Source organism: uncultured Proteiniphilum sp., assembly GCF_937873925.1.
GTDB lineage: Bacteria > Bacteroidota > Bacteroidia > Bacteroidales > Dysgonomonadaceae > Proteiniphilum.
Genome location: NZ_CALNAT010000084.1, coordinates 1 through 12,858, shown reverse-complemented (window position 1 = coordinate 12,858; position 12,858 = coordinate 1). Strand labels below are relative to the sequence as shown.

Annotated in this window: 17 protein-coding genes; 12 read left to right on the top strand and 5 right to left on the bottom strand. The window is 43.0% G+C overall.

Going from position 1 to position 12,858, the window contains the following annotated elements:
- Positions 1–64: 64 nt before the first annotated feature.
- Positions 65–664: a cytochrome c nitrite reductase small subunit gene (gene nrfH, locus Q0502_RS06065; protein WP_298648460.1), complete on the bottom strand. Its 600-nt coding sequence runs from the start codon at positions 662–664 to the stop codon at positions 65–67.
- A 288-nt stretch (positions 665–952) separates the two neighbouring features.
- On the opposite strand from nrfH, the gene Q0502_RS06060 reads away from it, so the two are divergent.
- The 5 genes from Q0502_RS06060 to Q0502_RS06040 all read left to right on the top strand — a co-directional run bounded on the left by Q0502_RS06060 (position 953) and on the right by Q0502_RS06040 (position 4,996).
- Positions 953–1,639 (top strand): Crp/Fnr family transcriptional regulator, encoded by a 687-nt coding sequence (locus Q0502_RS06060; RefSeq protein ID WP_298648457.1) that lies wholly within the window; start codon positions 953–955, stop codon positions 1,637–1,639.
- 100 nt (positions 1,640–1,739) lie between these two features.
- Positions 1,740–2,585: a methylated-DNA--[protein]-cysteine S-methyltransferase gene (locus Q0502_RS06055; protein ID WP_298648453.1), complete on the top strand. Its 846-nt coding sequence runs from the start codon at positions 1,740–1,742 to the stop codon at positions 2,583–2,585.
- A gap of 32 nt (positions 2,586–2,617) precedes the next feature.
- Positions 2,618–3,025, top strand: coding sequence for a hypothetical protein (locus tag Q0502_RS06050; protein ID WP_298648450.1), 408 nt, complete (start codon positions 2,618–2,620; stop codon positions 3,023–3,025).
- Between the two features lie 162 nt (positions 3,026–3,187).
- Entirely contained in the window at positions 3,188–4,468 is a 1,281-nt protein-coding gene (locus Q0502_RS06045; RefSeq protein ID WP_298648447.1) for a DUF3440 domain-containing protein, read from the top strand.
- Between the two features lie 3 nt (positions 4,469–4,471).
- Positions 4,472–4,996 (top strand): ParB/RepB/Spo0J family partition protein, encoded by a 525-nt coding sequence (locus Q0502_RS06040; protein ID WP_298648444.1) that lies wholly within the window; start codon positions 4,472–4,474, stop codon positions 4,994–4,996.
- 7 nt (positions 4,997–5,003) lie between these two features.
- Here Q0502_RS06040 and Q0502_RS06035 read toward each other — a convergent pair whose 3' ends face one another.
- The 4 genes from Q0502_RS06035 to Q0502_RS06020 form a co-directional block, all read right to left on the bottom strand.
- A complete protein-coding gene (locus Q0502_RS06035; RefSeq protein ID WP_298648441.1) occupies positions 5,004–5,699 on the bottom strand; it encodes a DNA alkylation repair protein in 696 nt (231 codons plus the stop codon).
- Positions 5,700–5,917: 218 nt separating this feature from the next.
- Entirely contained in the window at positions 5,918–6,229 is a 312-nt protein-coding gene (locus Q0502_RS06030; RefSeq protein ID WP_298648438.1) for an RNA-binding protein, read from the bottom strand.
- A gap of 131 nt (positions 6,230–6,360) precedes the next feature.
- A complete protein-coding gene (locus tag Q0502_RS06025; protein ID WP_298648435.1) occupies positions 6,361–7,092 on the bottom strand; it encodes a lysophospholipid acyltransferase family protein in 732 nt (243 codons plus the stop codon).
- A 193-nt stretch (positions 7,093–7,285) separates the two neighbouring features.
- Entirely contained in the window at positions 7,286–7,606 is a 321-nt protein-coding gene (locus Q0502_RS06020; RefSeq protein WP_298648432.1) for a hypothetical protein, read from the bottom strand.
- 250 nt (positions 7,607–7,856) lie between these two features.
- On the opposite strand from Q0502_RS06020, the gene Q0502_RS06015 reads away from it, so the two are divergent.
- The 7 genes from Q0502_RS06015 to Q0502_RS05995 all read left to right on the top strand — a co-directional run.
- The gene (locus Q0502_RS06015) at positions 7,857–8,144 is read left to right on the top strand and encodes a hypothetical protein (RefSeq protein ID WP_298648430.1); all 288 of its coding nucleotides are present in this window, start codon (positions 7,857–7,859) and stop codon (positions 8,142–8,144) included.
- A 45-nt stretch (positions 8,145–8,189) separates the two neighbouring features.
- Positions 8,190–8,432: a hypothetical protein gene (locus Q0502_RS06010; RefSeq protein WP_298648427.1), complete on the top strand. Its 243-nt coding sequence runs from the start codon at positions 8,190–8,192 to the stop codon at positions 8,430–8,432.
- A 236-nt stretch (positions 8,433–8,668) separates the two neighbouring features.
- Positions 8,669–8,884: a RagB/SusD family nutrient uptake outer membrane protein gene (locus Q0502_RS18980; protein WP_366521770.1), complete on the top strand. Its 216-nt coding sequence runs from the start codon at positions 8,669–8,671 to the stop codon at positions 8,882–8,884.
- Between the two features lie 19 nt (positions 8,885–8,903).
- On the top strand, positions 8,904–10,226 hold the full coding sequence (locus tag Q0502_RS06005) for a Gfo/Idh/MocA family oxidoreductase (RefSeq protein WP_298648425.1): 1,323 nt from the start codon (positions 8,904–8,906) through the stop codon (positions 10,224–10,226).
- Positions 10,226–11,173 carry a sugar phosphate isomerase/epimerase family protein gene (locus tag Q0502_RS06000; RefSeq protein ID WP_298648422.1) on the top strand — a complete coding sequence of 316 codons (948 nt, stop codon included), beginning with the start codon at positions 10,226–10,228 and terminating at the stop codon, positions 11,171–11,173. Before Q0502_RS06005 ends, Q0502_RS06000 begins: the two co-directional genes overlap by 1 nt.
- Positions 11,174–11,902: 729 nt before the next feature.
- Positions 11,903–12,172 carry a glycoside hydrolase domain-containing protein gene (locus Q0502_RS18975; RefSeq protein WP_366521769.1) on the top strand — a complete coding sequence of 90 codons (270 nt, stop codon included), beginning with the start codon at positions 11,903–11,905 and terminating at the stop codon, positions 12,170–12,172.
- A 268-nt stretch (positions 12,173–12,440) separates the two neighbouring features.
- Positions 12,441–12,858: phage integrase SAM-like domain-containing protein (locus Q0502_RS05995; protein ID WP_298648419.1), on the top strand; the 418-nt coding region annotated here is incomplete at its 3' end.

The following is a 12,858-nucleotide window of genomic DNA, read 5'->3' as shown; positions in this document are numbered from 1 at the left end:
CGATCCAGTCAATTGCCGGATCATTACGTTATCAAATCGTCAAATCCATAAATCAATCAACAAATCATTCATTCCTCTTCACCATATTTTGCAGCCATTCCGGTACATTGCTTTCCGGCATCGGCACCCGGGCGTTGGGTGTGGATGAGAGTGATCTGCTGCGTGTGTGCGGAACGTTCCTGTGGCAGTCCCAGCAGGTACTTCCGCCCATCTCCTTCATATCCTTGAAACCCATGCGTCCCGTTTTTACAAACTCAGTGTTGAGTTGTGTGTGGCAGCGGATACAATTATCCATGATCACCTGGGAACTCGCCTCGATGGCCTGGATAGCCTGATCCTCGCCGCGTATTGTGAAAACGGCCGAATGACGCAATCCGTCGACCGCCTTGAAATAATATCCTTTCAGTTTATTGTCCTGCGGAACGTGACAATCGTTGCAGGTAGCGTTTCGCCCGTGGGAACTGTGTATCCAGGTGGCGTAATAGGGACCCATGATGTGGCAGTTCACGCAGGTGGCGGGGTCATTGGAAAGATAGCTGTATGCCCGTGACGCGAAGAAGGTATAGATGAACAGGCCTACGAAAGCGCCACTGATAATGAAGGCCGGATATCTCCATCCCCCGCGCGGCCGTATTTCATTCCAGAAGTTTCGAAGTTTGCCCATGGTCGCACTTATTTTAAAGATATTCACAGACAAAGTAAGAAATAAAATACTGAAAAAAGTGTAATAATTATGACAATTGCGAAAAATAAACTATATTCGGGATTCAATTTCATTAGTCGTTTTCTCGCTATGGCATAGCCCAAACAGGTTTGGTCTTTGCTCCTTTAGCTTAACGAAAACGTTCAATTTCATTATCGGATACTTACCTGCCCGGGGAGTCCGGTTATTCTGTCCGCCGGGAGCCCCACCTATCCGGTATGACAGGGAAAAAGAGTAATATGATATAGTATGGAAAGACATCATGTTGAAAACTATCATGCAGGAATGATCTTTCAATGCCCCCTGTGCAGTTCCGTTCCGGATGATCAGCGTGAAGATTTTCTGCGGGACGTGCGCTTTTCCGTGAAGACCTATGAGAAGGGCGATGTGATCGTTACCCAGGGGGCTCGCTATGAGTCGCTCTATATTCTGATCAGGGGGGAGATCGTTACGGAGATGGCCGATGAGAAGGGAGATTTTATGAAAGTGGAACATATTAAGGCCCCCAATCCGCTGGCCACCGGTTTCCTGTTTGCCACGAACAACCGGTCTCCCGTTTCGGCTATATGTAAAATGCCCTGTAAAGCAGTAGTCATTCCGAAAGAGAATGTCTACTTCCTGATGAGGAAATATGAATCGTTCATGCTGGCTTTTCTGTCCTACATCTCCAATAAAGTATCCTTCCTTTCCGAGAAGTTGCGGCTTGTCTCCCTGCGGACTATTCGCGCCAAGCTCGCCTATTACCTGCTGAAGGAGTCGGCCGGCGAGCAGTCGTTCCGGCTGAAAGCCTCCAAAGAAGGCATTGCCCGCCTTTTCAGCGTTTCCCGCCCTGCGCTTGTGAAGGTAATGATGGAGATGGCCTCCGAAGGGATCATTGAAGTGAAGCGGGGCGATATTATCATCAAGGACAAGGCGGCGCTGCAAAATATGTTTTGAAATAAACATATCCTGCTTCCCTTTCCTAAAATAAGCATGAATCGGGTTTCTTTTATATCTCCTTATCCCCATTTTTGTATAAAAAACAATCGACAGACAAATGAACACTCAGGAAAGACTTGATTTTGCCCGTATTGCCGAAGCCATCACCTACATCCGGCAGGATTTTAAAAAGCAACCCGGGCTGGAAGAAATAGCGGAAAAGGTAGGGCTCAGTCCGGCGCATTTTCAGCGGCTGTTTACGAACTGGGCGGGGGTAAGCCCGAAGAAGTTCCTGCAATACACCACGATAGAATACGCCAAGAAGATGCTGAAAGAGGGTAGGGCTTCTTTGTTCGATACGGCGCATGAAGCCGGATTGTCGGGAACCGGACGCCTGTACGACCTTTTTATCAATATAGAGGGGATGACCCCGGGCGAATACAAGAACGGAGGGGAAAAACTCTCGATCAACTATAGCTTTGCCGGAACCCCTTTCGGGAATATCATCGTGGCGGCAACATCCAAAGGCCTCTGCTACATGGCATTTTCAGAGGATGAGAGGGAAGCCTTCGATGCTCTCCGGATGATATTCCCCAAAGCCGCCTGTCAGCGGAAGCCGGATGCGATACAACAAAAAGCATTGTCCTTTTTTTCGCAGGATTGGAGCGTGTCCGACGAAATAAAATGCCATTTAAAAGGCACCGATTTTCAGTTGAAAGTATGGGAAACTTTATTGAAAATACCGATGGGGCAATTAACCACCTATGGGGATATTGCCGCACGGATCAATAATCCCAAAGCTTCACGCGCCGTCGGCTCTGCTGTCGGGGACAATCCCGTTTCCTTCCTGATACCGTGCCATCGGGTGATCCGTTCGTCAGGCGAATTGGGAGGCTACCATTGGGGGCTTGTCCGTAAAGCTGCCATCATCGGGTGGGAGGCGGCAAGAGCCGGTATTCAGTAAATTTTCATATTGCAATTATTTTGTTCATTCATATGGATATCATTCAATTAAAAGGGGAAGACGGGCAGCTTTATCCATTAGTGGCACACCTTGTAATGAACGAGGGAGTCCTCAATTACAACCTGAACTATCCTTATAAGACATCTTCCGGCTATACATGGTTTGTGGCTACGGATAAGGGCAGTACCCTTGGTTTTATGCCCGTCAAATTAGAAGAGGATAAGGCCAAAATAAATAACTATTATGTGGCGGACGATGACAGCGCCGTTTTCTCTGCACTGCTGAAAGAAATTATCAAGTCACTTTCATCTGACTTTGAGATTGAATCGGTTACACAGTTACGCCATATTCCCGAATTCGAAAAGAATGGATTTGCGGTTGTGCTTTATTGGAAAAGGTATGCAAAAATGAACTATTTCGTTAAGCGAGAGCAGAGGTAAAACTTGTTTTATCTATGCCGAGCGTAGAAATAGTCTAATGTAATTGAACTATTTCGTTAAGTGAGAACAGAAACAAAGCTTGCTTTGGTTTTGCCGAACGCAGAATGAACAATCGAGGAGCAAGCGACTCAAATAGTCTGATCAAATCGAAAGTATTCAGGGATGAAGAAGAACGTATATGAACTGGCCATGCTGAGAATAAAGATAATATTCAATGAATTCGATAATATCTATGTCTCTTTTTCCGGCGGTAAGGACAGCGGTGTGATGTTGAACCTTTGTATACAATATATAAGGGATAACAATCTGAAAAGGAAGATCGGTGTGTTTTACATGGACTATGAAATACAATACAGTGAAACGGTGGCATATGTCGACAGAGTTTTGAAGGCAAATACCGATATCCTGGAAATATATCATGTATGCGTACCTTTCAAAGTGACCACCTGTACCTCTATGCACCAGACATATTGGCGTCCCTGGGATGAGGATTGCAGGGAGTTCTGGGTAAGGGATATGCCTGCGGACAGCTATCGGAAAACGGATTTTCCGTTTTATCATCCGGGAATATGGGATTCCGAATTTTATATCCTGTTTGCCCAATGGTATCATTTACAGAAGAATGCTAAGAAAACCTGTTGCCTGGTCGGGATACGCACCCAGGAAAGTACCCATCGGTGGAGAACGATATATGGCAAGAGGAAACACCACCTATATCATAACCTGAAGTGGACAAAACAATTGTCGAAAAATATTTACAATGCCTATGTGATACATGACTGGCTGACGACGGACATATGGACGGCAAACGGCCGTTTCGGGTGGGATTACAATCGGTTGTACGACCTGTATTATCAGGCAGGCGTTCCGTTGGATAAACAACGTGTAGCCAGCCCTTTCCTTCTGGCGGCGCAGGAAAGCCTGCATCTTTACCGGGCTATCGATCCCGATATGTGGGGTAAAATGATCTGCCGGGTGAACGGTATCAATTTCACCTCCCTCTATGGACATACAAGCGTCGTTGCACAGAAAAAAGTTACTCTGCCGGACGGACATACATGGGAAAGTTATATGCATTTCCTTTTGTCTACCCTGCCGGAAGAGACACGGCAGAATTATTTGCAAAAACTCTCGGTGAGTATTAATTTCTGGCGTAAACGGGGCGGTTGCCTGCCGGATAAAACGATAAAGCAATTACAGGATATCGGGATCGATATGGAGGTGTTGGATCATACCAATTATAAGACTACCAAACGTCCGGTCAGGATGAAGTACCAGGATGATATCGAAATTCCCGGATTTAAATATCTTCCCACCTTCAAACGAATGTGTATATGTATTCTCAGGAACGACCACCTGTGTAAATACATGGGATTTGCCATGACTAAGAAAGAGATTGAACTTCGTAATAAAGTAATGGATTTTTATCAAGGTATAGGTTAATACATGAATGACAAACAAAAATACACCAGTCCGGTTTATACAGTAAAGGCTGTGCCGGTAGAGAAAATACAGGCGAATGCATACAATCCCAATGTTATTGCCCCGCCTGAAATGGAACTCCTCGAATTATCGATATGGGAAGACGGTTACACCATGCCCTGCGTATGTTACTACTTCCCGGAAGAGGACAAGTATGAACTGGTGGACGGATTCCACCGGTATCTGGTGATGAAAACCTCAGAGCGCATCTATGAGCGGGAAAAGGGATGTTTGCCTGTAACGGTGATAGACAAAGATCTCTCGAACCGTATGGCTTCCACGATCAGGCACAACCGTGCCCGGGGGACCCATAGTATTGAGCTGATGACCAATGTTGTGGCAGAACTCAAAAAAGCGGGGATGAGTGATACATGGATCATGAAAAACATAGGGATGGACAAAGACGAATTACTCCGTTTCAAACAGATATCAGGTTTGGCAGCGCTATTTGCTGACAAAGATTTCAGCATACCTGAAGGAAATACCTGATAGCTGATCACTTCATCTTCATTCCGTTCAACAACTCTTTGATTTCCGCTGATATCCGATAGCTTTCACGGGCCTTCTGAATGGCTTTATTGTGAACGAACCGGGAGAAGGCCTTTTGTTCAAGATAGGGCAAGGTTTTATCGTAAAACTTGACAAGACCCATGCTGACCGCCCAGGCGATAGCCATATCCACATAATACTGCCCTTGGGGAATTTCCGACAGGTGTTGCAATGTCGTATCTATATATTTCCCGTCCATGTAGTGGCACATCAGGAGGATTACGAAAAAGCGCTTTGTGAATTCCCCTTCGTCACTCTTCAATGGCAGAAAATGGGCAAATATCTCATCGGGATATTGTTTGAATATCTTAAAAGCCGAGGTAAGCGTATCCACATGCGCCCAATTATCGAATCGCAGGATCAAAGGGTCTGCATAGCCTAATACGGTTTCCAACGGAAGTTTGTTTAAGTTGCCTAATACTAATCCGTAAAGTAGAACATGTTCGTAAGTTGTGAATTCCGCATTTTTCAGATAGTCCCCGATCTCCGGCTCTGTGGATAATTCCTTTGCCAGTTTCTTTAATGCCGGCATGCGGATTCCCCGTATTTCATAATTCGTCGGGATCAGCTTTTCATTGAAAACCTTATAATCGCTCTCTGCCAATGCCCGGAGCCTTTGGTCTATTTGTGCATTCTGGATCATATATGACGCTTAGTGGGGTGAATAAAAAGCAGTGGAAATAGTTCAACTAGGGATTTGGAGCAATCCACACTGTACGCTTTGGCGGGAGTGGGAATAAATGTACTCTGACTTTTGGAGCGGGATACAGGCAATCCCCGGTATCGGTGTATGCCGTTCTTATAAATAAAACAGGTAAGCCTATACAGAGGCTTACCCGTTTTTAATGTCAAATTATTTTGTTAATAACGATTTCTATTATATCCTCCGCCTCCGCCACGATTGTTGTAACCACCATTACTTCTTCTTTCGGTTTTAGGGCGAGCCACGTTAACACTGATAGTCTTTCCTTCAAAATCCACTTCATTTAATTCAGAAATAGCATTTTGCCCTTCCGAATCATCAGGCATTTCAATAAAGCCGAAGCCGCGGGATCTTCCTGTTTCCCTGTCTGTGATAATTTTAGCGGAGGTTACCTTGCCATACGCTGCAAATAATTCTTGTAAACTCTCGCTGCTTGTGCTAAAGTTTAGATTTGATACATAAATGTTCATTCTTTTTCTTAATTAATTATTATTGATTATTGGCCATCCTTATTGGCTGGAGTAATCCTTGCGGCATTCATGCCTCTTTGACCACGTTCCAATTCGAATGTTACCATATTTTCTTCTGTGATTGTTTCGCATCAATTGATAGCTTGAGTTATTCCCTGTTCTGTCTTTTTAAAAAGCACAGGGAAAGGTATATCTTTTACGGGGATAGGATCATGAATGATAAACTCTATTTTATTCCCTATACCTAAAGGGAAAGAACCCCATCTGGTCATTTTCCACGAGTTGTTGATCGTAACGGGCAAAACGTAAGCGGAAGGCGCATATTTGCAAAGAATTTTCAGCCCGTTCTCAGCAAACGTCCCTGGTTTACCCGTTTTGCTTCGTGTTCCTTCGGGAAATATCACTGCCGAACGTTTGTGTATCTCTATATATTGCGCCATTTCCCGGATTGCGGATAAGGCCTGTTTCGCATCTTTTCTGTCGATGAGTACCGATCCCCCATGTCTCAGGTTGTATGAAATACTGGGAATTCCCTTTCCCAGTTCAATCTTACTGACAAATTTAGGATGTACTTTTCGCATATACCAGCCAATGGTCGTGATATCATACCAGCTCTGGTGATTGGCGACGATAATCAGGGGAGTATCTGCCGGAAGTTTCTCCAATCCTCTGATTTTATATCTTGTCCCCAGAACATACGTATTCGCCACAAGGAAAAAACATAAAATATCCACACTCTTCTTGTGAGCGTCATATCCAAACAGGTTGAAGCATATCCATTGAATTACATGAAAAATAACCAACGTACTTCCAAACAACAGATAATAAATAACAGAAAGAGGATATGCTATAAACCTCTGCATGATGGTTTCATCTTATTAGCAAAAATGTGTCACGACAAATTGCACTAGTTAATAATATAAACAAGAAAGTTGATTTTGATGTCGATTTTGACGATGGAAAGATCCGCCAAACAAGGGGCGGAGCAAAACATTGAGAAGAAAGATACAATATAACTCAATTGCTAAAGGCGTAAAGGTATGAAAATAAATTGACTTATGGTATGTTTGAACCATGTTTTATCTTACGGAGTTTTTCTATCTCCCTCCGGAGGGATCTGTTCTCCTCCAACACTTCAAGATATTTGTTCTTATAATCCACTGAGCCTTCTTCCACCATCCCGATGGTTTGTCCGATAGGATCCGATTGACCGGAAGGGTCTATCATTTCTCCTTTTCCCGTGATAAGCCAATCCAGATTAAGGTCAGGGAAAACTTCTACGATATTAGACAGTTTATCCGCACCGATCGAAGTCTTTACCTTACTAATATATCCACGTGAAAAACCAACTAACCCTTCAAATTTAGTCTGGCCCAATCCCTTAGATTTTATAAATAACTTTAGTCTCTCTATAAATTCCATACTCTCTGCTGCTTTTCAATTATTTGCCAATTATATTATTTGGCAAATACTGAGTATATACAGTATATTTGTGTTGCTAAACAATGGTTAATACATTGTAACAAAATCAGACATTCCGCAAAGGTATGAATAATCAGGTAAATACCATAAAACCGTTTACTAAAATATCAATACCTGCTACGTTGCTGGCAATAAAAGTCACTTAATGCCGGAGGTGAAAACGACAAAACAAACTCCGGATGAGTATTTATGCCAGACAATCGTGGATAGGGAGGCTTTGCCGTTGGAGAATATTGCTACGGTCGATAACAGGGGTTTTGAAATTGACACAGGCTTCCATAAGCAACTAACACCTGAATTAGGATTGGATATATCGGGGAATTTCAGTTGGAACAAGAATAAAATTGTTTTTATGGATGAACCGGAAAGTGCAGTTTCCTGGCAAAGACTAACCGGACATGCTTATGGTGCTGTTTTGGCTTACTATCTCTAGGATTAAAGATTAATTTTTGATATAAATCTCCTAAAATTATATAATATGAAACATTATAATAATATTAAATACTGTTCGCTTGCATTATTACTCCTTTTTTTGTTCTTTTGCTGTGAAAATGCACTGGACCAAAAGCCGGTAGATTCATTTAACGAAGAATCTCTTTTTCAAGACATAAATCTGGCGGAAGCTTTCCTGTATCAATGGTATGATGAAATGGGCGGCGACAGGGAAGAAGTATTGGGAATGCTGAAGACTTATTGTCCTCTTCAACCGATGAGCTGCTAGATATTTACAGAGCGGGCGAAACAACGTTTACGAAAGGAACTTTAACACCCGATTACTTAGGACACTTTAGGAAAGAGCGACCTTACAGGTCACAGTAGATTTTATATTATCTGATTCTGAGAATGCTATCGCAGGATTACCCGATAAAAATGAAGTAGTACAGGGCAGAGCAAGTAAAGAAGCGATGGTTTACGCGGATAACTGCAAGAGTGTATTCCTGCAAAAAGGAGTTTGGAATGATGAAGTTATTTTCGGTGTTCAATATAAAGCGAGACAAGGTAACAGAGAATCCATTATATATTTATCATTTTAATGATGGTGTATCAATGTATATCTACAATACAATAACTTTAGCAGATTCCAGAAAATGGGAAAATAAGAATTATTGGTTACCCATTTCGAGAACCGAAATTAATAAAGCACCCCAACTAAAACAAAATCCGGGTTATTAAATCAACTTAGAAAAATATTATGAACTATTCGAGAAGAAATTTCCTCAAGACGGCAGGGATCGCTACAGTCGGTTCCGTGATTGTTCCGAATTTAGCATGGGCTTCAAAAACGCCCTGGACATCGAACAGCGACACGCTGAAAGTAGGGTTGATCGGCTGTGGCGGCCGCGGGACCGGAGCGGCGGAGGAAGCGCTGAATGCAGACCCCAATGTTATTTTATTTGCTATGGCAGATGCCTTTTCCGATCAGTTGGAAACATCGTACAATTCGCTGAAAGAGAAATTGAAAAATAAAGTGCAGGTAAGCGGTCAAAATAAATTTGTGGGTCTTGACGCTTATCAAAAGCTGATAGACTCAGACGTGGATGTTGTTTTACTGGCAGCTCCTCCCGCTTTCAGGCCTGCCCATTTGGAGGCCGCCGTCAACGCGGGCAGACACATTTTTTGCGAGAAGCCTTTTGCCGTGGATGCCCCGGGGTTACGCAGGGTTATTGCTGCAGCGAAAAAAGCAAAAGAAAAGAATTTGTCTTTAGTTTCAGGATTTTGCTGGAGATACCATCTACCGAAAAGGGAGACTTTCGGTAAAATAGTAAACCATCAAATCGGCGGGATCCTTACTGCCGAAGCGACGTATGATACGGGTGAACTGTGGTTTAAAGAACGGCAAAAAGGATGGTCGGATTTCGAATATCAGTTACGCAACTGGCTTTATTATAACTGGCTGTCGGGGGACCATATCAATGAGCAGGCCATTCACAGTATCGACATGCTCCAATGGGCGATGGGGGATGTTGTCCCCTTACAGGTTACCGGAAGCGGAGGAAGACAAAAGAGGACAGACCCGAAATTCGGGAACGTGTACGATCATTTCGCGGTTGTCTATGAATATCCCGGGGGGGCGAAAGCCTATTTCCGCTGCCGCCAGCAAAACAATACAAGTCCGTCATACGCCGTAGAGCTCGTAGGTTCAGACGGAAAATGTGTGGTGGATTGTCGCACGGGGGCTCATCAGATTACAGGGAAAAATCCGTGGAACTACGATGATGAGACAAAATTTACAGATGAAAACGCCTATAAAAGGTCTCAATCACGAAGCATGTACCAGCAGGAACATGATGAACTGTTCGCTTCCATCAGGGCAGACAAACCGATGAATGACGGGGAATGGATGACCCGCTCCAACCTGGTAGCCTTGGCGGGGCGTATGGCGGGATATACAGGGCAAACCATTACACTCGACCAGGCTTTGTCCTCTAATGAGGTATTGTTCCCGGAGAATATCTCATGGGATACCAGATATGATGTCCCCATCGCCATTCCGGGTGTCACAGGATTTAAATAATGACCAATAAGGACAAACGGGATTTCATAAAATCGGCAGCAGTTATCGCAGGTGCTGCGGTCGTGTCGCCGCGGGCATCCGCCGCTGAACCACTGGCAAAACCGGCTGCCGGTGAAAAAAGCATTTCAGGTAAGGTAACGCTGAAAAAGGCTTTAGGATATGGAATGATCAAGGAAGAGTTATCCTTGACCGATAAATTCAAACTTGTGAAAGATCTGGGGTTTGACGGCATCGAGTTAAATACTCCCTCTGAGTTCAGGATATCCGAGTTGCTCGAAGCGAAAGCGGGATCAGGCATCGAACTTCCCAGCGTCGTAAATAAAGATCATTGGAGTTCGCCACTTTCAGACCCCGACCCTGCGGTAAGAAAAAAATGTATCGGGTCGGTCGCTCAATCCCTGCAGGAAGTGAAAGAGCTGGGTGGAGACACCGTATTAGTGGTACCGGGCGTAGTGAATGAAAAAGTGCCGTACGAGCAGGCGTACATCACTTCGCAAGACTCCATCAGGGAATTGATCCCCTATGCCGAAAAAACGGGTATGCAAATCGGGCTGGAAAATGTATGGAACAATTTTCTCTTAAGTCCGGTGGAGGCAAAACGTTATGTGGATGAGATCAACCATCCGCTTGTAGGCTGGTATTTCGATATCGGCAATGTATTGCGTTACGGCTGGCCTGAACATTGGATCAGCACATTGAACCGGCGTATCGTGAAGCTTCATATCAAGGAATTCAGCCGCGAACTGATGAATTCCAAAGGATTATGGGAAGGTTTTAAGGTAGACCTGCTGAAAGGGGACAACAACTGGCCTGTTGTAATGAAAGGGATCCGCGAAATAAAGCATACAGGGGGTTGGTTAACGGCGGAAGTACCGGGTGGAGACAGGAACCATCTGAAAAATATCTCCGCACAAATGGACCGGATAATAAGTTATAGTAACTTCTGAAACTTATTTTCCACAATAACAGTAGATAGAGTTAATCAGGAATAAGGAGTTTCTGTGAAACACAAATATATTCCTTTTGTCTTACAGCCAAGACAAAAGGAATATATTTTTGTCCTATAGATAAGACATTTCAAAGCTATGGGATAAGAACATTATATAGAATATGCTAAGGACGCATGGCTCATTTCTCTATCTGCCGGAAGTTTTTCTAATCCTCTGATCTTATATCTGGTACCCAAAATATACGTATGATTCTCATGCTCGCTTTATATTTCTTGCTTTGAAATGGTTTATATGAATAGGAAATATATCCGGGACAAAGATAGCCTGTATGTTCTTTTGGTCCGGCTGAATTGGGCACTTTTTTTCCAGTAGATATTATATCGTTTTTACAGGCAGTTGTAGAGCAGAAGCATAATGCCCTCCTGTACGTATGACGACAATTAAAAACCAAAAACGAATATTTTTTAGTTTGTATTTTGATCTATCTTTGCAGACAGTTTTTTTCCGGTAAATTATCCATGATATGATGAAAAGTAATTTAATTACGTATAAAGATAATTATTTGATGAATTTTTTTTATTATCATTTATCGTTCATAGTGTATTTATTTTTGGCTGTACTGCTCAAGCTACAATAGAAAATGAAGATCTGACCCAATATGTTAATTTCAATATCGGGACAGCACATAGTCGCTGGTTTTTTTACATTCCACCAGCATTAGTTGATGTGAAAGGTTTAGCGGCGCCGGAGCCTACTTTCCAGATAGGTAGTCCGTTATTTGACAGAGTTACTATCTGTTTGCCCCAAAACATTAGAAAGGGTGAGTTTATCATCGAAACGGAAAATAACCCGCAGCAAAACATATATGTACAGGAAGCTTATTTGAATGGAAATTTAGATAAATCGTTACGCTTGCCTTATTCCGAATTAGTGAAGGGAGGCTCTTTAAAACTTATAATGAAAAAAAACCGGCAAACAACTAAAACTTACTTGTAATCAGAGAATGTAAAAATGACTGAAAAAGAAAACGGCTGAATATCTGATATACAAATGCTTGTTCTGTGGCGTCGCCAGTACGTTAGGGACAGAAGATCGTTGCATATGTTCTAACTAAAACAATAATAATGTCAGAAGGCTAATGAAAACAGGATTATTAATACCAATGAGAAATTCAAGGGATATGAACACAAAGCTACAGAATTGCTTACCCTCTGCAAAAGGCTTAAAACATTATCTCATCATCAACATTATTAAATAAAAATATATGAAAAATTCAAAATCAACGGGAAATGCGTGTTCCGTAATATCTCTTTTCAGGAAAATCGCCGTCGGCAAGGGGGAGAAGGGCAACTATTATACAGCTGCAAATTATGAGAGTTTTATCAACAAATTGACCCTTTTTCTGGGTAAGGAACAGGAATTGTTCTTCCTGCATGAAATCACAAAGGAGTGGGTTGAGCGCTATATACAGTGGCTTCGCGCCAAGCACCCTGAAAAACCCCAAACTGTAGATTTTTATTTCAGGGGGCTGCGGGCTTTGTATAACAATGCGGTAGATAAAGAAGGATTGTGGGAAACTCCCATCATGAACCCTTTTCACGGCCTGCGCATAAAAAAAACGACGGTTTCCAAGCGAGCCCTCTCCCCGGAAATACTGAAACGGCTACTCGACCCTGCCTTAA